Origin of the sequence: Cellulosimicrobium sp. NPDC057127, assembly GCF_042670945.1 — a bacterium.
Lineage (GTDB): Bacteria > Actinomycetota > Actinomycetes > Actinomycetales > Cellulomonadaceae > Cellulosimicrobium.
Genome location: NZ_JBHUUP010000001.1, coordinates 103,672 through 123,479, shown reverse-complemented (window position 1 = coordinate 123,479; position 19,808 = coordinate 103,672). Strand labels below are relative to the sequence as shown.

The following is a 19,808-nucleotide window of genomic DNA, read 5'->3' as shown; positions in this document are numbered from 1 at the left end:
GACGACGAGCACCGACCAGTCAGAGGTCGTCGCGGTCCACGAGGAACTCGGACTCGTCCGCGATCTCCCCGCCGACCGCGTCGTGCAGCGTGCCGACGACGTGGGCGACGACCTCGGCGGCCCGCCTGCGGGCGACGCGGTGCTCCATGGACGGGACCTCCTGCTGCGACTCGAGGAGGTCGCGCGGCTCCCACCGGACCCGGTAGGACACCGCACCGCCGGACGCCCACGGCAGCCCGCGCACCAGGAGCGGGAGCTGGTCCTCACCGCCCACCTCGACGGCGACCAGGCCGTCCAGGCCCAGGTCGACGAGCAGGCCGTACCCGTCGAGCACGGAGCCGGTGGTCAGCGCCTTGATGTCGACGTCGTCGGCGGCGGCGTGGACCGCCCGGCGCAGCTCGGGGTCCATCTTCTCCCCCGGGTACAGCGGGAGCTCCGCGATGCCCTGGGGCGGACCGCCGTAGGAGGCGCCCTCCGTGGCGAGGGTCGTGCGCGGGTGCTGGCGCGCGACGAGCGTCAGCGCGGCGTTCGGCTCGAGCCAGACGTCGGAGTACAGGCACATGTCGACCGCCGCGCCCGGGTCCGGCGTGAGCACCACGCCCGCCGACGCGGGGTGGCCGACGTCGGCGCGCACGGAACCGCCGAGGCGACGGGCGGTGGCGAGGAGCCACGCGACGACACGCTCCTCCTCCCGGACGGGCACACCCGCCGGGAACGCGCGGCCGACCCCGTCGCGGTCGCCCCCGCCCGGGTACGGCGCGTCGCCCCGCTCGCGCGGGCACACGACGTCGAGCACCAGGGCGGTGCCCGGCGGCAGCCCGGCGCCTCCGGGTGCGTACGGCCCGGTGAGCGTCGTGTGGCGGGACGTGCGCAGGACGCCCGGCTGGCCGGCACCGGCCGTGCGCGCGGGGGGCACGAGCGGCTCGGCCCCTGCGGGCGCGACGTCCCACCGCGCGCCGGCGAACCGGGACAGCGCGAGGGTCTCGAGCTCGTCGACGAGCACGTCGTCGGGGACGCCGAGCAGGTGGCGCGCCTGGTGCGCCTGCGCGGCGCCGGGGCCGTCGGGGTGCGGCAGCGGGGGGAGCGTGGTCACGGGTGCCTCACACGTCCGTGCGGTGGAAGCCCTGCCAGGAGCGCGAGGCCGTCGGCCCCCGCTGGCCCTGGTAGCGCGACCCGTAGACGCTCGACCCGTACGGGTTCTCCGCCGGCGACGACAGGCGGAAGAAGCAGAGCTGACCGATCTTCATGCCGGGCCACAGCGTGATGGGCAGGGTCGCGACGTTGCTCAGCTCGAGCGTCACGTGGCCGGAGAACCCGGGGTCGATGAACCCGGCGGTGGAGTGCGTGAGGAGTCCGAGGCGGCCCAGGCTCGACTTGCCCTCGAGGCGCGCCGCGACGTCGTCGGGAAGCGTCACGGTCTCGAACGTCGAGCCCAGGACGAACTCGCCGGGGTGCAGCACGAACGGCTCGGCGGCGTCCACCTCGACGAGGCGCGTGAGGTCCGGCTGGTCCTGCGACGGGTCGATGTACGGGTACTTGTGGTTGTCGAACAGCCGGAAGAACCGGTCGAGCCGGACGTCGATGCTCGACGGCTGCAGCATCGACGGGTCGTACGGTTCGAGCTGGACGCGGCCGGCGTCGAGCTCGGCGCGGATGTCGCGGTCGGAGAGCAGCACGGGGACACGCTAGCCGACAGCACCGGCGCATCCGGCCCCGCCGGACCGGGCGTCGTCGTGCGGCCTGGGCGCACCGGCCGGGTGCCCTGCCCGCGCGAACGGGTCGCGGCGTCGCTACCGTGCTGGGAACCGCACGCGGGACCCTCGTCCCGGCACCCCCGAACGAAGGAGACCACCATGAAGTCGAAGCTCGCCCTCGTCGTCGGGATCGGCGTCGGCTACGTGCTCGGCACGCGCGCCGGACGTGAGCGGTTCGAGGAGCTCCGGGGCAAGGCCAAGGAGCTGTGGGAGTCGGACGACGTCCAGTCGGCCGTGCACTCCGCGCAGGAGAAGGTGACCACCGTGGCGAAGGAGCAGGGCGCCAAGGTGGCCGGCGTCGCCAAGGAGCAGGGTGGCAAGGTGGCCGGCGCCGTGAAGGGCCATTCGTCCGACTCCTCCGAGGGCGGCCGGCACTCCGACGGCGCGGCCTCGCCCGACCCGACGTCGCGCGACGACTACCGGATCTGAGCGGGCCGCGCGCCGGGTCCGGTCAGGCGCGCAGCGGGCGACCCGTCGAGTCCACGGCGTACGTCCCCTGCTTCGCGGTGAGGTAGAGGATGCCCTCGACCAGGCCCCAGATGCCCACGAGCGGCGCCAGGAACCCGACCGACAGGACCGACAGCAGCAGCATCGTCAGCCCGATGCCGGTGTAGCCCAGGTAGAACCGGTGGATGCCGAGGCTGCCCAGGAGGATGCCGAGCAGCCCGGCCGCGAGCCGCGACTTGGCCATCGGGTCGAGGTTCGGGTCGTACCCGCCCGGGTACCCCGCGGGCCCGCCCTGGGGCGGGTAGCCGTACGGCGCGCCGTACCCTGCCGGCTGACCCTGCCCGGCTGGCTGACCCTGCCCGGCCGGCTGGGCGGGGCCGGTCGGCGTGCCGTACGGCGCGTCGGGTCCGGGCTGCTGCGGGTACGGGTTCTCGGTCACGGCGTCTCCTCGATCGCGGTTCGGACATCCCCAGCGACGTCCGCTATGATCGGGGCGCGCGCTGGTTCGCCGAGATCCTCCCAGAGACATCACGGCGACCGCTACCGGCGCCGCGCGGGTGTAGTTCAATGGTAGAACTTCAGCTTCCCAAGCTGATAGCGCGGGTTCGATTCCCGTCACCCGCTCAGCGTTCGAGAGCCCCGCACCACGAGGTGCGGGGCTCTCGTCGTCTGCGGCGCGTCCGGGACCCGGCACCCCGGTGCACGACGCCGGCGCGGTCGCCGGCCGCTCAGAGCGGTTTGGCGAAGTGGTGCGACGTGATGCTCAGGCGCTCGCGCAGGTAGAACCGGTGGGCGTCGAATCGCTGTACGCCGGAGTCGAGGTCGAGCACCGTGCAGCCGGCGTCGCGGGCGCGCCGCTCGAGCTCGGCCAGGAGCGCCGCACCGACGCCGCGCGAGCGGGCCTGCGACGCGGTGACGAGGTCGTCGACGTAGAGCTTGCGCACGGCGCTCGTGTTCGCGATGACGCGCCAGCCCGCGACACCGAGGCACGCGTCGCCGTCGAACGCCGCGAGGAAGCGCGGGCCGGGGGCGTCGTCGGCCAGCACCTGCCGCAGGAGGTCGGCGGTGAGGTGCGGGCGCAGCGCCTGGAGGACCGGGAGCGCGACAGCCCAGCGCGAGTCGTCGGCGAGCAGGTCGACGAGCGCGAACCGCGGTCCCGCCGCGGGCCGGGACAGGGCCGGGACGTCGTGCGCGGTCTCGGTGGCAGCGGTCGCGGTTGCAGCGGTCGCGGTGGCAGCAGTCTCGGTGGCAGCAGTCTCGGTGGCAGCAGTCTCGGTGGCAGCAGTCTCGGTTGCAGCGGTCTCGGTTGCAGCGGTCTCCGGTGCGGTCACGTCAGCACTGTAGGCCGACGCACCGCACCGCCGAACCCCGGGTTGTGCGTCAGGATCGCTCCCGCATGGCGCACAGCCCAGGGTTCGGCGTCCGACGTCACGCACAACCCAGGGTTCGGCGTCCGACGTCACGCACGACCCGGGGCTCGGCGACCGACGTCACGCACAACCCAGGGTTCGGCGACCGACGTCACGCACAACCCGGGGCTCGGCGTCCGACGTCACGCACGACCCGGGGCTCGGCGACCGACCCGACCCGCCAACCCCGGGGTCGGCGACGCGGACCGACCTGGTTCAGCCCAGGATGCGTCCGGCCGCCTTGGCCGACGCCGCCATCGACCCGGTGAGCGGGAGGTCGGGCAGGATCACGGCCTGTGCGGCGTGGTAGACGTCGGGCTTGCCCACCCAGGTGATGCCGCCCGGCCGGTTGTCGGCGCCCAGCTCGTGGTGCCACGACCCGCGCTCGTGGTCCACGAGGTACCGGTCGATCCACTCCCACCACACGGTCGCGGCCTCGGCGAAGCGCGGGTCGCCCGTGACGCGGCCGAGCACGTCGGCGGCGGCCACGGCCTCCGCAGCGACCCAGTGGAAGCGGCGCGGCTCCACGGGCGCGCCGGTCCAGTCCACCGTGTAGACGAAGCCGCCCCCGTGCTCGCCGTCCCAGCCGTCGGCGACGGCACGGTCGAACAGCGCGACGGCGACGTCGGTGCGCGTCCCCGGCGTGCCGGCCGCGACGTCGAGCTGGAGGAGGAGACGGGACCACTCGAGGCCGTGCCCCGGGGTGGAGCCGTAGGGCTTGAAGGGGTCGCGCGGCCGGTCGGCGTTGTACTCGGGCAGCGGCGTCCACGCGCTGTCGAAGTGCTCGGGGATGCGCCACCCGTTCTCGGCGGCGCAGCCGGTCACCCGGTCCGCGATCGACGCGGCGCGGGCCAACCACTCGGCGTCGCCCGTCGCGTCGTGGGCGGCCAGGAGCGCTTCCACGGCGTGCATGTTGGCGTTGACGCCGCGGTAGTCGTCGAGGTGCGTCCACGCGCGGTCCCACTCGTCCGCGTGCATCCGGGGGCCCGGCTCCCAGAACCGCTGGTCGAGCACGGCGAGCGCCGCGTCGAGCAGCTCGCGCGCGCCCTCGCGCCCGGCGAGGGTCCCCGACGCCGCGGCCAGCACGACGAACGCGTGCGCGTACGCGCTCTTCGTCCCGTCGACGGGCTGCGTCTCGACGTCGACCACGTCGCCGGGGACCGGTGCCGGGCCGCGCGACGACACCCAGCCGCCGTGCTGGGCGTCGACGAGCACGCTGCGCAGCCCCTGGAGCGCGAGGTCGGCGCGCTCACCGGCGCCGGGGACCCCGAGGAGCGAGGCGACGGCGTAGACGTGGGCCGTGCGGGACGTGATCCACGTGTGCACGGGCCGGGACAGGTCGGGGCGACCGTCGTCGTCGAGCCACCGCGCGGCACCGTCCGGCCGCAGCGACGCCTCGCCGAAGCGCAGGAGCTCGGCGAGCTGGTGGTGGCGCCACGCCTCGCGGGCGGCGCCGCCGGGCGTCGGGGGCAGGTCGGTGTTCATGATGTCCTTCTCGTGAGACTGCTGGACAGCGCTGTCAGGCTGCTGAACGTACGCGCAGCCGTCCGGTCGTGTCAACGCCCAGCCTAGAGCGCGCGGACGTGCGACGGCCCCTCGCCCCACCGGTCGGACCGGTGGGGCGAGGGGCCGTCCCGCCAGGTCAGCCGCAGTCGAGAGCCGGGTACTCGGCCTCGACCGTCGTCCGGACCTCGTCCTCGCCCGTCCCGCGGACCGCCACGACCGTGGCCGTGCCGGCCTCGACGGACGCCGCCCGGACCGCGAACGCGTGGTACGCGGAGCGGCCCGGCTCGACGGAGGCGACCTCCTTCGTGCCGAACGGCGTGGTCAGGGTGAGGGCGAGCGGCGAGTCCTCGCCGTTGTCCGCCCGCACCGCGACGTACGCCTTGCCGGCGAGGCACCGGACGCTCGTCGTCACCTCGACCGCCAGGGCGGGCCCGTCCTCGGTCACCGTCACCGGTACCTCGACCACGGCGCTCGTCCAGCCGTCGTCGACCACGACGTACGCGGTGTACGTCCCGGCCTCGGCGTAGGCGTGCGCCCCGGAGACCGTGGCACCCTCGGCCGCCGGAGCGACCGTGCCGGCGACGACGTCGGACCCGTCGCCCCACGTGACCGCGGCCCGCAGGTCCGCGCCCTCGCGACCGCCCGCGACGGACGCGAGCACCGTGTCGGCCTCCTGCCCGACGGCGAGGGTGACCCCGTCCGCCGGCGTCACCTCGAGCGGGGCCTGCACGACGGGGGTGCCGTCGTGCGCGACCGCGAACACGTGGATGCGCCCGTCGCTCGAGAGCTGGCCCGGCTGGTCCGGGAGCGTGAGGCTGACGACCTGCTTGCCGTCCGGCAGGTCGATCGGCGCCGTGGCGAAGACCGCCGCGGGGGTGCCGGTCTGCGGGCTGCCGCCGCGCAGGCGGTGGTCCGTCACCGCGACCGGGATGTTCCCGAACACGGGGTTGCGGGCCGCGCCCGACCAGTCGCCGAAGCTCAGGTCGATCGCCTGGGTCGAGCCGTCGTCGAACGTCAGCGTGCCCGAGGCCTGCTGGTTCTTCTCCGTGCCCGTACCGATCACCGAGAGCTGCTGGGCGTCCGCCGGGACGTCGAGCTCGATGGTCTGGCCGTCACCGGTCGCGTTGTCCGGCTCGCCGGCGGGGACCGCCGGCACGTCGAACCGGAGGTCGGTGCCGGGGACCGTCATGCTCTCGCCCTGGACGAAGCCCTTGTCCGCGAGCTGGCCGCGGTCGAAGAACACGCCCTGGCCGTCGCACGAGCCGACGGTCGTCCCGGGGTCGCCGATGCACACGTTGTCGTACGCGGCGAGCAGCGATCCCTCGCGCAGCAGCTCGACCGAGACGTACGAGGTCGCGGTGACCGGCTCCGCGCCCTCGGCCGTGGCCGTCACCGTGACCGGGTAGACGCCCGGCGTCGTCCACGTGTGCGTGGCGCGGACGGCGTACGACCCGAACGCGCCGGGCACCAGCGTGCCGGCCACCGGCTCGCTGCCGTCGCCGAACGTCACGCTGACGTCGACGTCGGCGGCGTCGCCCGGCACGCCCGTGAGCGTGGCGAACATGCGCGTCACCTCGCGGCCCGTGACGCCGTCGCCGTCCGCGACGGCGGTGAGCGTGAGCCCCTCGGCGCCGGAGTCGGCCGGGTCGGCGAGCAGCTCGACCTCGGCGAGCGACAGGTCGCCCTCCCCGGCCGACGCGGTGACGACGAGCCGGTAGTGCGCGTACGCACCGGGCTCGGCGACGGTGAACGGCCGGGTCTGGAGCGCCCAGCGGAACTCCTCGCCCGAGCGCTCGTCGAGCGTCGTCCAGGTCTCGCCGTCGTCGGAGCCCTCGAGCGTCCACGCGGACGGCGACCCCGTCCCGCTCGCGCCCGACGTCAGCGTGTAGGTGCCGGCGGTGGGCCGGATCCCGTTGCCCGACCAGGTGACGGTCGGCGTGGCGGTGGCGAACGTCGTGCGCGACGCCGACGTGTTGTCCACGAGGGCGGCCGCGGAGGTCGACGCGTCGCCGTCCGCGACCGTCGTCGTGCCGAGACCCGGCGTCGTCGCGTCCTGCACCGGCTCCGGCGCCTCGTCACCCTCCGTCAGCGACGGCGGGGCGTCGTCCGGACCGGTGCCCCAGTCGGACGGCTCCGGACCCATGACGAAGTCGAGCGTCGCGCCGCCGGAGAGGTCCTCCTGCGACAGGGACGTCGAGGTGCGGGGCTCGCCGTCGACGGCGAGGGACTGCACGTAGACGTTCTCGACCGAGTTGTTCTCCGCGTTGACGACGAGGTCGCCGCCCGGCAGGTGCACGGTCGCCGTGTCGAACAGCGGCGAGCCGACGGCGTACTCGGCGGAACCCACCTGGAGCGGGTAGAAGCCGAGCGCGGCGAAGATCCACCACGACGACATCTCGCCGTTGTCCTCGTCGCCCGGGTAGCCCTGGCCGATCTCGCTGCCCACGAACAGGCGGCGCGTGACCTCGCGGACGATCTCCTGCGTCTTCGACGGCGCGCCCGCGGCGTCGTACAGCCACGGGATGTGGTGCGACACCTGGTTGCTCATGCCCCACTGGCCGAGCCGGATGTCGCGGGCCTCGCGCATCTCGTGGATGACGCCGCCGTAGCCGCCGGTGTGCGTCGCGTCCTCGGGCGTCGCGAAGAACTCGTCGAGCTTGTCCTCGAGCCCTTGCCTGCCGCCGTAGAGGTTGGCGAGACCCTGCGGGTCCTGCGGCGCGTGGAACGCGAAGTTCCAGCCGCTCGTCTCCGTGTAGCCGCCGCCCCAGTCGCGCGGGTCGTAGTCCTCCGGCGCGTTGAGGAACGTGCCGTCCTCGTGCCGCGGCTGGAAGAAGTCGATCGCCGGGTCGAACAGCTCGACGTAGTGCGTCGCCCGCTCGAGGAAGTACGCGGACTCCTCGCGCAGGGTCTGCCGGCGCTCCTCGGGCGTGGCCGGGTCCTCGGCGAGGGCAGCGGCCATGTTGCCGATGCCGAAGTCGTTGATGAGGCCCTCGAGCCCCCACGACACCGACTCGTGCGTGCTCTCCGGCGTGAAACCGAGGAACGGCGACGTCTGGAGGCCCTTGCGGCCCACCGCGTTGTTCGGCGGCGCGACGGTCGCGTTCTTCAGCGCGGCGTCGTACGCGTCGAGCGCGCGGTCGGTGGGCAGCGAGCCCTTGAGGTAGGCGTCGGCGAACGCGACGTCGGAGCTCGTGCCCGTCATGAGGTCGGCGTAGCCCGGCGAGGACCAGCGCGCGACCCAGCCGCCGTCGCGGTACTGCTGGACGAACCCGTCGACCAGCTCGCTCGCGATCTCGGGGTAGAGCAGGGAGTACGCCGGCCAGGCCGTGCGGTACGTGTCCCAGAACCCGTTGTTGACGTAGATCTTGCCGTCGACGACCTCGGCGTTCGTCTGCGTGTCCGTCGCGCTGCCCGACGTCGGGGAGACGGGGCTCGCGTAGCGCCAGACCGGCTCCTGCGCGGTGCCCGTGTTCTCGTGCTGCGCGTTCGGGTAGAGGTTGAGGCGGTAGAGGTTGGAGTACAGCGTGACGAGCTGGTCCTCGCTCGCGCCCTCGACCTCGATCACGCCGAGGCGCTCGTTCCAGGCGTCGGTCGCCGCGGCCTTGACCTCGGTGAACGACCGGTCCTCGACCTCGAGCGCGAGGTTCTTGCGCGCCTGGTCGAGGCTGATGAACGACGTCGCGACGCGCAGCTCGACGGTGTCGTCGGACGACGTGTCGAACGTGGCGTAGCGCGCGTCCGCCCGGTCGCCCGCGGCGTTCCCGACCGCCGTCGGACCGCGGTCGAAGGTGCCTGCGACGAACATGCGGGTGCGGCCCACGGACAGGCCGGAGCCGTTCTCGACCCAGCCGGACAGCGTGCCGGTGGCCTGGTCGAACGCGAGCTCCGACGTGCCGTCGACCTTGTCGACGAGCACGTGGCCGACGTCGCCCGGGTACGTGAACCGCAGCACCGCGGCGTGGTCGGCCGGGGCCACCTCGAGCGCGGTGCCGTTGGTGAACGTCACCCCGTAGTAGTCGGGGCGGGCCGTCTCGTCGTCGTGGTCGAACTCGAGCCCGCGCTGGTTCAGCGTGCCGGTGGGCGCACCGGACGCCGGCCCCGCGGCCGGCAGGAACGCGAGCTGGTTGCGGTCACCCATCCACGGGCTCGGCTCGTGCGAGATGCCGAGACCCTGCAGCACGGGCTTGTTGTTCGCGTTGTTGGCCTTGTGGTACTCGTACAGCCAGCTCTGGGACGACGCGTTCGTCATCGGCACCCAGAAGTTGAAGCCGTTCGGCACGGCCGCCGCGGGGATGTTGTTGCCGCGCGAGAAGCTGCCGCTGGAGAGCGTCCCGCGGCGCGTGTCGACGTAGTTCGCGAGGCTCGAGCCGTCGATCGTCTCCGGCTGCGCCGTGAGCGCGACGTCGTCGAGCCATCCCGCGAACCGGGTGTCGGCGTTCCCGCCCGGGTTGTCGTAGCCGAGCAGGACCTGGTCGACCGTCTTGCCCTCGGCCACCTCGCCGACGTCGACGCGCACCGAGTTCCACTGGTCGGCGTAGAGGATCTTGCCCTCGCCCTGGGCACGAGGCGTCGCGACCGTGCCGTGCGCGTCGCGCGCCCCGAGGTCGGACAGGTACGTGCCGTCGGTGAACAGCAGGTCGACCGCGGCGTACGTCGACGGGTACTGCAGGTCCCCGAGGAGCTCGGGGAAGATCGTGTAGCTCAGGCGCGTGTCCTCGCCGACGGGGACGTCGACGTCGTACAGCACGTTCGTCGCGTTCGCCGGGCCGTCCGCGAGGTGCGAGCCGTCGTAGCGCATCGACGCGAGACCGGAGAAGCCGACGCCGGCCTTGTTGGTGAGGTTCACGCGCGGGCCCGTGCCGACCGACGTCGTCATGGGTGCGGCGCTCGGCGCGGCGGAGAGGTCGGACGACAGGTCCCACCCGGCGAGCTGCACGATCGAGTCGCCGGAGTTCGCCGTGACGTTCAGCCGCAGGTACCGGTACGCGGCCGTGGGCGCGTCGAGCTCGAAGACGCGCTGCTGCTGGCGCTCAGGGAAGTCCTCGTCGGTCCGCTGGTCGAGCGGGGTCCACGTCGACCCGTCGGCGGAGCCCTCGACGGTCCAGGTCTTCGGGTCGCGCCCGGGTGCGTCGTCCCCGGACGTCAGCGCGTAGGCGCTGAAGGAGACCGGCTCGGTGAACTCGTACGTCACCCAGCCGGTGCGCGCGAAGGCGAGCCACTTGGTGCCGGAGCTGCCGTCGGCGAGGTTGGCGGCGCCCTCGTTCGGGAGGTTCTGCGCGCTCGCCGTGATCGCGGACACGGAGTCGAGCACGCTGCCCGGCAGCCCGCTCGTGAAGGCGCCGACGTTGCTCTGCCAGGGAGCGCCGTCGCGCTCGGCCACGGTGGTGGTCAGCGGTGCCGTGTCGCCCTGCTCGAACGACGACGCGAAGTCGCCCGGCTCGGCAGCGGCGGCGGGGAGTGCCGTCGTGACCGTGAGCGGGACGACGAGGGCTGCCGCGAGCGCCATGCCGAGCGGTCGGCCGCGCGCGGCGGATCGGCGCCGCGGTGCGGCGCCTCGGGGGGTGGGGTCGGTCATGACGCGCGATCTCCTTCGATCGACTGGACAGCGCTGTCAAAGGTCAGGTCGAACCTACGGCCCGCCCGGTGCCTTGTCAACGGCCGGTCCGACCCCGACCTCCACCGTTCACGGACCGTTCAGGACGCCGGCCCGGGGACCTCCCCGGTGCCCCGCTCGACGAGCCGCGTCGGCACGACGACGAGCCGCGGAGGCAGGTCCGGGTCGTCCGCCCGCGAGACCGCGAGGGCCGCGGCCTGGCGGCCCATCTCGACGACGTCGTAGCCGACGACGGTGACGTCCAGCAGGTCGGCGAGCTCGAAGTCGTCGAACCCGACGAGCGCGACGTGCGTCCCTCCGGGCGCCGTCGCGTCCTGGCGGTCGCGCAGCGCGTGGAGGGCGCCGACGGTGATCTTGTTGTTCGCGGTGAGAAGCGCCGTCGGCGGCTCGGGCAGGGACAGCAGCTCGGTGACGAAGTCGCGGGCGAGGTCGGCGTCGTGCGCGCCCTCGCGCACGTAGCGGCCCGGGTCCTCGTCGCCGGCCTCGCGCAGCGTCGCCACGAACTCGTCGCAGCGCTCCTGGAAGGTCCACAGCCGCGACTCGTCCCCGACCAGCGCGATCCGCCGGTGCCCGTGGTCGAGCAGGTGCCGGACGGCGGCGCGCACCCCGCCACGGTTGTCGATGACGACCGTGTCCGCCTCGATCCCCTCGGCGGGGCGGTCGACGAAGACGACGGGCGTCCCACCCTCGATCTCGGGCTGCAGCGACGAGTGGTCCGTCGCCGTCGGGGTCACGACCAGCGCGCCGACGCGGCGCTCGACGAGCGCCTCCGTGAGCGCTCGCTCGCGCGACGGGTCCTCGTCGGAGCTCGTCGTGATGAGCTGGAGCCCGTGGGGGCGCAGCTCGCGCTCGATGCCGCTCGCGAGCGCGGAGTAGAACGGGTTGGCGAGGTCGCCGGTGACGAACCCGACCAGGCGCGACGACCCGCCGCGCGCGAGGTCCGCCGCGACGGCGTTGCGCCGGAAGCCGAGCCGCTGGGCGGCGTCCTGCACCTTGGCCCGCGTCGCGTCCGCGACGTTCGGCTCGTGGTTGAGCACCCGGGAGGCCGTCTTCAGGCTCACCCCGGCGAGGTCGGCGACGGACGCGAGCGTCGGCCGGCGACCGCTCCGCACGCCCGGCGCGCGCCTGGTCGCGACCCCTTCGGACGCCGTGACGTCCGTCCCGCCCTGCATCACCATGTGTCAGATCTCCCGTCGGCCCCGGATGAGCATGTCGACGACGATAGCCAGGAGGAGCACCGCTCCGGTGGCGATGTAGCGCGTCGCCGTGTCGAGGTTGAGCAGCGTGAGCCCGTTCGCGATCGACTGGATGACCAGCACGCCGAGCAGCGCGGACCACGCGCTGCCCCGCCCGCCGAACAGGCTCGTGCCGCCGATCACGGCGGCCGCGATCGCCGTGAGGTAGGTGTCGGCGGCCCCGGTCCCCTGGTTGGCGGCGGCGAGCCGGCCCGCGGCGAGCACACCGCCGAGCGCGGCGAACGTCGAGCACGCGACGAAGCACGAGAGGACCGTGCGCCGCACCGCGACCCCCGCGAGGAGCGCCGACCGCCGGTCGCCGCCCACGGCCCGCACGGAACGACCCCAGCGGGTGCGGCGCAGGAGCACGTCGACGACGGCGACGAGCGCGACGAACAGCACCACGGTGTACCCGACGCCGCGTGCCGTGCCGAGGTAGGCGACGGCGGCGGCGAGCACGGCGGCGAGCACGACGCTGCGGAGCGCGATCCCCGCCGTGCCCGTCCCGGGCCCGCGCAGGCCTGCACGCACGCGGCGCAGGTGGTCGACGACGAGCAGCGCCGTGTACCCCGCGACGACCACCACGACGAGCGTCCACGCGACGGGGGTCGGCAGGAAGCCCTGCTGCACCGTGCGCACGAACCACGACTCGAACGGCAGGTTGATCGACCCCTTGGGGCCCAGGACGACGAGCTGTACGCCGGCGAGCACGAGCAGCCCCGCGAGCGTGAAGAGGAAGGACGGCAGCCCGAGCCGCGTCGACAGCGCGCCGTACCCCAGGCCGACGACCACGCCCACGGCGAGCGCCGCGGCGGCGGCGAGCCCGGTCGGCCAGCCGAGGTTCACTGCGCCCACGGCGAGCACCGCGGCCGCGAGCCCGCTCACGGAGCCGACGGACAGGTCGATCTGCCCGACGAGCAGCACGAGCACGACGCCGAGCGCGATGACGCCGACGGGGGCGCTCTGCAGCGTGAGGTTGACGAGGTTCTCGGCGGACAGGAACGCGGGGTTGACCGCGCCGAGCACGGCCCAGATGACGATCAGCGCGCCGACGATCGGGACCATGCCGAGGTGCGCGCCGCGCAGGCGCCCGAGGACGGACCCGGTGACCGCGCCGCGCGGTGCCGGTCCCTCCAGGCGGGTGCCCGCCGCCGGGCCGGGGACGCTCATCGCCGCACCGCCCCGGCGCCGCCGGCGTGCCGCGCGTCGCGGGGGGCCGTACCCCGCTCGGTCCGTGCGGGCCGGACCGCGCCGGTCATCGACGCGAGCAGGTCCTCGTAGGACGCGTCGCCGCCGAACTCCCCGTGCACGCGCCCGAGGCGCAGCACGAGGATGCGGTCCGCCACGGCCTGGAGCTCGCCGGCCTGGTGGCTGACGAGCACGACGGCGTGGCCGCGCTCGCGCAGCCGCTCGATGAGGTTGAGCACCTCGGCGGCCTGGCGCACGCCGAGGGACGCCGTCGGTTCGTCGAGCACGATCACGCGCGGCGACCCGAGCAGCGCGCGGGCCACCGCGACGACCTGGCGCTGGCCCCCCGAGAGGGCGTGCACGGGCAGGCGCACCGACGGGACGGTGGCGGCGAGCTGGTCGAGGAGGTTCCACGCCTCGCGCTCCATCGCGACCTCGTCGAGGAACGGCCCGAGGCGCGTCTCCTGCCCCAGGAAGAGGTTCTCCACGACGTCGAGGTCGTCGACGAGCGCGAGGTCCTGGAAGACCGCCGCCACCCCGAGGGACCGCGCGTGCTGCGGCGAGTCGAGGACGACGGGCGCGCCGTCGAGCAGGAGCCGGCCCGCGTCGGGGCGGAACGCCCCGGCGATGACTCCGGCGAGCGTCGACTTGCCCGCACCGTTGTCGCCCACGACGGCGAGGACCTCGCGCTCGTGCACGTCGACGTCCACGTCGACGAGGGCGCGCACGCCGCCGAAGCTCTTCGACACGCCGCGCACCGAGACCACGGGCGCCTCCGTGCCGGTCACGAGGCCCGCTCCAGCACGCCGGTGCGCAGGCACGCGTCGACGTAGTAGCGCGTGCAGATCTCCTCGGCGGTGTGCACGCCGCCCTCGACGATCACGCGGCGCACGTCGTCGGGCCCCACCGCGCGGGGGGCGAGCAGCAGGCTGGGGACGCCGTCGATCACCGCCGTGGCCTCCGGGTCCTGGCCGCGCAGGAGGCGCACGGCGAGCTCGGCCGCGGTGCGCGCCTGCTGGGTCGTCGCCTTGTAGACCGTCATGTACTGGTCGCCCGAGATGACGCGCTGCACCGCGGCGAGCTCGCCGTCCTGGCCGGTCGTGGGCGGCACCGGGTCGAGGCCGGCCGCCTTCATCGCCGCGATCGCCCCGCCCGCGATGCCGTCGCTCGCGGCGAGGACGCCGTCGACGCGTCCGGGGTACTGGGTGAGCTGGCCCTCGACCCACTCCGTCGCCTTGTCGGGGCTCCAGTCGGGCGTGTCGTACTCGGCGAGCACGTCGATGTCCTCTCCGTCGAGAGCGCGGTGGGCGCCGGCGGCGAGCGCGGCGGAGTTCGGGTCCGTCGGAGACCCGTGGACGAGCAGCACCCCCGGCCGCCGGCCGCCCGGGGGCGGGTTCTCCTCCGCCCGCGCGAGGACGGCGGCGACGAGGGCCTCTCCCATGAGGTAGCCGATGAGCTCGTTGTCGAACGACACGTAGTAGTCCGCGTCGGCGACGAAGCGATCGTAGGCGATGACGGGGACGCCGAGGCGCCGGGCCTCGGCGACGACGCTCGCGGCGGCGATGGTGTCCACCGCGTCGAGCACGAGCACGTCGGCCCCCCGCGCGAGCATCGACTCCGCCTGCTGCTGCTGGTTCGCCGCGTCCTGGGCGGCGTTGGCGTACAGCACCTCGCACGTCGGGCAGCGCCGCTCGACCACCGCGACGAACGTCGGCCGGTCCGTCGTCTCGTAGCGCGCCGTCTTCGCCTCGGGCAGCAGCAGCCCGATCGTGCCCTCGGCGTCCGCGGCCGGCTCCCCGGCGTCGGGGGCGCAGCCGGTGACGAGCGCGAGCGTGGTGAGCAGCGCGGTCACGACGGCCGCCGCGCCCCGGCGCGCACCCCTCCCCCGCGTCGTGTGAACGCTCACGCGCTCACCCCCAGCGCGCCGCGCAGGCGCGCGGCGTCGAGCGCCACCGCGAGCGCGCCGCGGACCTCGGCGCCCGAGCCGAGCTCGGACGGCACGACCGCCACGGGCCCGGCCGCGCTCGGCACCGTGCGCTGCTCGAGCACCGTGCGCAGGGGGGCGAGGAGGATCTCCCCGGCCTCCGCGAGCTCGCCGCCCACGACGACGATCTCCGGGTCCACGAGGTTGCACAGGTTGGCGGCGGCGACGCCGAGGTGCTGGCCGGCGTCGAACAGGACGCGCCGGCACCCCGGGTCGCCCTCCCGGGCGCGGGTGATGACGTCGCGCAGCGTGAGGTGGCCGCGGCTGTCGGACAGCATCCCGAGCAGCACGTTCGCGCCGACGAACATCTCCAGGCAGCCGCGGTTGCCGCACCGGCAGATCGGCCCGTTCTCGTCGATCGTCACGTGCCCGATCTCCCCGGCCACGCCGCCGCGCCCGTGGACGAGTCGGCCGCCGAGCACGAGCCCGCCGCCCACCCCGTGGGACACGCGCAGGTACGCCACGGGGTCGTGACCGGCCGCGGCGCCGAAGCGCGTCTCGGCGAGCGCGCCGAGGTTGGCGTCGTTGTCGACGCTCACGGGCGCGTCGAGCTCCGACTCGAGGACCTCGGCCACGGCGACGCCGTCCCAGCCGCGCATCATGCCGACGGTCGAGATGCGCCCGTCGCGCACGTCGACGGGTGCGGGGACCCCGACCCCGACGGCGAGGAGCTCCCCCGGGGCCGCGTCCAGCGACGCCACCATCTCCTCGACGAGCATCGCGGCGCGCTGGAGCCCGGTGTCGGCGCGGTGGTCGGGCGCGAGCGGCATGCGCTGGTCGGCGAGGACACGCATCGACGCGTCGGCGATCGCCACGCGCAGCGACCGGCTGCCGAAGTGGACGCCCGCGACGAGCCCGAGCGTGCGGGCGAGCGTGACCTGGAGGGCGCGCCGGCCGCTGCGCGTGGACGGCGACGTGTGCAGCACCCCGGCGCCCGTGAGCTCCTTGACGATGTTGGAGACGGTGGCCGGGGACAGGCCGGTGACGCCGGCCAGCTCGATCTGCGTGAGGGAGCCACGCTGCTGGACGGCGCTCACGATCCGGGCTCGGTTGGCCTCACGCAGTGAAGTCTGCGAGCCCGGGGTCACCCGGTCAGCGCGCACGACGGAAGGATAGCCCCGGACCGCCCGGACGCCCGGGAGCAGCGGTGCCGTCGTCGCGGTGGCGGGAACCGGGAGGCGTCGGACGTACCGTCTCCGCCCAGGCTGGATACAGGTTCTGACCCGCTGGTCACGATTAGGCGTCGCTTGCGTTCACTTCTTGACATCAAACACCGGCCGACCGTTGGATGGGCACCGGGTTCGAGGGTGCACCGATGCGCCCGGCCGGCGAGCAGGCTCCCCGTGACGCCGGTCCCCCACGACCGAAGAAGGCGTAGGGAAAGACACGATGCGACTCAATCGCAGGACGAGCGCGACGGTGGCCGGTGCCGCCCTCGTGGGTCTCGCACTCGCCGCGTGCGGCAGCGGCGGTTCCGGTGACGGCGGTACGGACGGCGGCGACGGCGGCGGCGCCAGCGAGGTGGAGGTCTTCACCTGGTGGGCCGCGGGCTCCGAGAAGGCCGGCCTCGACGCGCTCGTGGGCGCGTTCAACGAGCAGCACCCCGACATCGAGTTCATCAACGGCGCGGTCGCCGGCGGCGCCGGCTCGGCCGCCAAGGACCTCCTCCAGTCCCGTCTCCAGGCCCAGGACCCGCCGGACACGTTCCAGGCGCACGCCGGCGCGGAGCTCCAGGACTACATCGACGCCGCGCAGATCGAGGACGTCTCGGACCTCTACGACGAGTTCGGGCTGAACGACGTCTTCCCGGCCGACCTGGTCGAGCGGGTCACCGCCGAGGACGGCGCGATCTACTCGATCCCGTCGAACGTGCACCGCGCGAACGTCGTGTGGGCCAACCCGACCGTGCTCGAGGAGAACGGCATCGACCCGGCCGCCCAGTACGCCGACCTCGACGCGTGGATGGCGGACCTGCAGAAGCTCCAGGACGCGGGCGTCACGCCGCTGTCCGTCGCGACGACGTGGACCCAGGTCCACCTGCTCGAGACGGTGCTCCTCGCGTCGCTCGGCGCCGAGGCGTACAACGGTCTCTGGGACGGCTCGACCGACTGGGAGAGCGCCGAGGTCACGGCCGCCCTCGAGGACTTCGAGACGCTCATGAGCTACACCAACTCCGACCGTGACGGGCTCGACTGGCCCGAGGCGACCCAGATGGTGATCGACGGCCAGGCCGCGTTCAACGTCATGGGCGACTGGGCCGTCGCGGCGTTCGAGGAGCAGGGCAAGGCGCTCGGCACCGACTTCGTCGCGTTCCCCGTGCCGGGCACCGACGGCGTGTTCGACTTCCTCGCCGACTCCTTCACGCTCCCCGTGGGCGCCCCGAACCCCGACGGCGCCAAGGCGTGGCTCGAGACGGTCGGCTCCCTCGAGGGCCAGGTCGCGTTCAACAAGGCCAAGGGCTCCATCCCGGCCCGCACGGACGCCGACCCGTCGGAGTTCTCCGAGTACCAGCAGACCGCGATCGAGTCGTTCGGCCAGGACACGATCGTCTCCTCCCTCGCGCACGGTGCCGCGGCGCCGGTCGCGACGCTCAACGCGATCTCCGACGCGACGAGCAAGTTCACCTCCGGCGGCTCCGACCTCGCGACGTTCCAGTCCGAGCTCGCCTCCGCCGCGCAGAGCTGAGCAGGCGGCACTCGCGCGGACGCGCGCCGTCGGGGCCATCCCGGCGGCGCGCGGCCGCGCGCCGAGCACCCACCAACCGCTCGGCCACCAGGAACCCGGCGCACGGCGCCCAGGACGGGAAGACCACCATGCTGAAGTCACTGCGGCGAGCGGGGCCACCGCTGCTGCTCCTCGCACCCTCGCTCATCCTCATCGGCGTCTTCGTCTACGGCCTCATCGGGGCGAACTTCCAGACGTCGATCACGGACAACCACACCGCCGCCCAGGCGACCGGGCAGCAGCCGTCGGCCGTCGTGTGGTTCCAGAACTACATCGCCCTGCTCGGCGACGACGCGTTCCAGCACTCGCTGAAGAACCTCGTCCTGTACACCGTGGTGTTCCTCGCCGGGACGATGGTCATGGGCTTCGTCTGGGCGTGGCTCCTCGACAAGCCGATGCGCGGCGAGGGCATCTTCCGGTCGATCTACCTCTTCCCGATGGCCGTGTCGTTCGTGGCCTCGGGCGTGGTCTGGCGCTGGCTGCTCAACTCGAACCAGGACGAGTCCGCGTCCGGCCTGAACCGGCTGTTCCAGATCATCGGGCTCGACGCCCTGCAGAACAACTGGTGGAACAACGTCAGCGTCGGCATCGTCGCGATCGCGATCCCCGCGATCTGGCAGCTCTCCGGCTACGTCATGGCGCTGTTCCTCGCCGGGTTCCGCGGCATCCCGGAGGAGCTGCGCGAGGCCGCCCGCATGGACGGCGCGAGCGAGTGGAAGCTGTACCGCCACGTGCTGTTCCCGCAGCTGTCCCCCATCGCCCTCTCCGCGCTCATCATCATCGGGCACATGTCGCTCAAGGCGTTCGACCTCATCATGTCGATCTCCAAGCCGGCGAACTACCAGACCAAGGTGCCCGCCGTCGACATGTACGTGTTCAAGTCGAGCTTCGACTACGCGAACGCCGCAGCCGTGGGCTCGATCCTGCTGGTCATCGTGGCCGTCGTCATCGTGCCGTACCTGATCCGCACCAACCGCCAGGAGAAGCGATGACCACCACCTCGACCCCGGCGGTCCCCGCCCGGGACGTCGTCGGCACGCCGCGCGAGGACCGGCGCACGCGGCGCAAGAACCCGTTCGGCCTCTCCCGCACCCTGCGCTACGCAGCTCTCGTCCTCTTCCTCCTGATCGTCCTCGTCCCCGTCTACGTGCTGCTGGTGACGAGCTTCAAGGGCGCGGGCGACGCGTCCCCCGCGCGCGCGTGGGCGCTGCCCCAGGAGTGGACGCTCGACAACTGGCAGGCGGCGTGGGACTCGCTGGCGCCCGCGATCTGGCGCACGCTCCAGATGGTGATCCCCGCCTCGATCATCGCGGCGTTCCTCGGCTCGCTCAACGGCTTCGTGCTCTCGCGCTGGTCGTTCAAGGGCGCGAACCTCGTGTTCACGCTCATCCTCTTCGGGATGTTCATCCCCTACCAGGCCGTGATCATCCCGCTGAACCAGCTCGTGCTGGACCTGGGGGTCCCGAGCGGCATCCCGACGCTGATCATGCTGCACGTCGTCTTCGGCATCCCGATCACGACGCTGATCTTCCGCAACTACTACATGACGGTGCCCCACGAGCTCGTCGAGGCGGCCCGCGTCGACGGTGCGGGCATGCTGCGCACGTACTGGTCGATCGTGCTGCCGATCTCGGTCCCGAGCTTCGTCGTCGTGCTCATCTGGCAGTTCACCTCGGCGTGGAACGACTTCCTCTTCGCCGTGTTCTTCTCCTCGAGCCAGAACGGCCCCGTCACGCTCGCGCTGAACAACCTCGCGAACGGCGCGCTGCTGCAGAACTACGGGGTCTCCATGGCCGGCGCGCTCTTCGCGTCGCTGCCGACGCTCGTCGTGTACATCATCCTCGGCAAGTACTTCGTCGGCGGCCTGATGTCCGGCTCCGTCAAGGGCTGACCGCCCTCGCACCCCCAGCCGGTCGCCGCTCGACCGCACCGCACGACACCGGACCC

Annotated in this window: 15 protein-coding genes and 1 tRNA gene; 5 read left to right on the top strand and 11 right to left on the bottom strand. The window is 73.4% G+C overall.

The window, feature by feature from the left end; all coding sequences use genetic code 11:
• Positions 1-19: 19 nt before the first annotated feature.
• Together ACFTZA_RS00505 and dcd are read right to left on the bottom strand one after the other, a co-directional pair.
• The gene (locus tag ACFTZA_RS00505) at positions 20-1,093 is read right to left on the bottom strand and encodes a hypothetical protein (protein ID WP_378189589.1); all 1,074 of its coding nucleotides are present in this window, start codon (positions 1,091-1,093) and stop codon (positions 20-22) included.
• 7 nt (positions 1,094-1,100) lie between these two features.
• Positions 1,101-1,676 carry a dCTP deaminase gene (dcd, locus tag ACFTZA_RS00500; RefSeq protein ID WP_378189587.1) on the bottom strand — a complete coding sequence of 192 codons (576 nt, stop codon included), beginning with the start codon at positions 1,674-1,676 and terminating at the stop codon, positions 1,101-1,103.
• A gap of 177 nt (positions 1,677-1,853) precedes the next feature.
• On the opposite strand from dcd, the gene ACFTZA_RS00495 reads away from it, so the two are divergent.
• Complete coding sequence (locus ACFTZA_RS00495; RefSeq protein ID WP_378189585.1) at positions 1,854-2,183, top strand: YtxH domain-containing protein; 330 nt, start codon at positions 1,854-1,856, stop codon at positions 2,181-2,183.
• A 22-nt stretch (positions 2,184-2,205) separates the two neighbouring features.
• Here the strand turns inward: ACFTZA_RS00495 and ACFTZA_RS00490 are convergent, their stop codons facing one another.
• Complete coding sequence (locus tag ACFTZA_RS00490; protein WP_378189583.1) at positions 2,206-2,640, bottom strand: TM2 domain-containing protein; 435 nt, start codon at positions 2,638-2,640, stop codon at positions 2,206-2,208.
• 114 nt (positions 2,641-2,754) lie between these two features.
• Here ACFTZA_RS00490 and ACFTZA_RS00485 point away from each other — a divergent pair.
• A tRNA-Gly gene (locus tag ACFTZA_RS00485) sits at positions 2,755-2,825 on the top strand.
• A gap of 104 nt (positions 2,826-2,929) precedes the next feature.
• On the opposite strand, the gene ACFTZA_RS00480 is transcribed toward ACFTZA_RS00485, so the two are convergent.
• The 8 genes from ACFTZA_RS00480 to ACFTZA_RS00445 all read right to left on the bottom strand — a co-directional run bounded on the left by ACFTZA_RS00480 (position 2,930) and on the right by ACFTZA_RS00445 (position 16,174).
• A complete protein-coding gene (locus tag ACFTZA_RS00480; protein WP_378189581.1) occupies positions 2,930-3,532 on the bottom strand; it encodes a GNAT family N-acetyltransferase in 603 nt (200 codons plus the stop codon).
• A 294-nt stretch (positions 3,533-3,826) separates the two neighbouring features.
• Entirely contained in the window at positions 3,827-5,095 is a 1,269-nt protein-coding gene (locus ACFTZA_RS00475) for an AGE family epimerase/isomerase (RefSeq protein ID WP_378189579.1), read from the bottom strand.
• Between the two features lie 157 nt (positions 5,096-5,252).
• Positions 5,253-10,691, bottom strand: a complete 5,439-nt coding sequence (locus tag ACFTZA_RS00470; RefSeq protein WP_378189576.1) for a GH92 family glycosyl hydrolase — start codon at positions 10,689-10,691, stop codon at positions 5,253-5,255.
• A gap of 119 nt (positions 10,692-10,810) precedes the next feature.
• The gene (locus tag ACFTZA_RS00465) at positions 10,811-11,908 is read right to left on the bottom strand and encodes a LacI family DNA-binding transcriptional regulator (RefSeq protein ID WP_378189574.1); all 1,098 of its coding nucleotides are present in this window, start codon (positions 11,906-11,908) and stop codon (positions 10,811-10,813) included.
• A 3-nt stretch (positions 11,909-11,911) separates the two neighbouring features.
• Positions 11,912-13,135 carry a sugar ABC transporter permease gene (locus tag ACFTZA_RS00460; RefSeq protein WP_378189572.1) on the bottom strand — a complete coding sequence of 408 codons (1,224 nt, stop codon included), beginning with the start codon at positions 13,133-13,135 and terminating at the stop codon, positions 11,912-11,914.
• On the bottom strand, positions 13,132-13,941 hold the full coding sequence (locus tag ACFTZA_RS00455; RefSeq protein WP_378189570.1) for an ATP-binding cassette domain-containing protein: 810 nt from the start codon (positions 13,939-13,941) through the stop codon (positions 13,132-13,134). The genes ACFTZA_RS00460 and ACFTZA_RS00455 overlap by 4 nt, the downstream gene beginning before the upstream one ends.
• The gene (locus tag ACFTZA_RS00450) at positions 13,938-15,059 is read right to left on the bottom strand and encodes a substrate-binding domain-containing protein (protein WP_378189568.1); all 1,122 of its coding nucleotides are present in this window, start codon (positions 15,057-15,059) and stop codon (positions 13,938-13,940) included. Before ACFTZA_RS00450 ends, ACFTZA_RS00455 begins: the two co-directional genes overlap by 4 nt.
• Positions 15,056-16,174 carry an ROK family protein gene (locus ACFTZA_RS00445; protein ID WP_378189566.1) on the bottom strand — a complete coding sequence of 373 codons (1,119 nt, stop codon included), beginning with the start codon at positions 16,172-16,174 and terminating at the stop codon, positions 15,056-15,058. The genes ACFTZA_RS00450 and ACFTZA_RS00445 overlap by 4 nt, the downstream gene beginning before the upstream one ends.
• A 352-nt stretch (positions 16,175-16,526) precedes the next feature.
• On the opposite strand from ACFTZA_RS00445, the gene ACFTZA_RS00440 reads away from it, so the two are divergent.
• The 3 genes from ACFTZA_RS00440 to ACFTZA_RS00430 all read left to right on the top strand — a co-directional run bounded on the left by ACFTZA_RS00440 (position 16,527) and on the right by ACFTZA_RS00430 (position 19,752).
• Positions 16,527-17,822, top strand: a complete 1,296-nt coding sequence (locus ACFTZA_RS00440) for an ABC transporter substrate-binding protein (RefSeq protein ID WP_378189564.1) — start codon at positions 16,527-16,529, stop codon at positions 17,820-17,822.
• 128 nt (positions 17,823-17,950) lie between these two features.
• The gene (locus ACFTZA_RS00435) at positions 17,951-18,853 is read left to right on the top strand and encodes a carbohydrate ABC transporter permease (RefSeq protein ID WP_378189562.1); all 903 of its coding nucleotides are present in this window, start codon (positions 17,951-17,953) and stop codon (positions 18,851-18,853) included.
• On the top strand, positions 18,850-19,752 hold the full coding sequence (locus tag ACFTZA_RS00430) for a carbohydrate ABC transporter permease (RefSeq protein WP_378189560.1): 903 nt from the start codon (positions 18,850-18,852) through the stop codon (positions 19,750-19,752). The genes ACFTZA_RS00435 and ACFTZA_RS00430 overlap by 4 nt, the downstream gene beginning before the upstream one ends.
• Positions 19,753-19,808 lie beyond the last annotated feature (56 nt).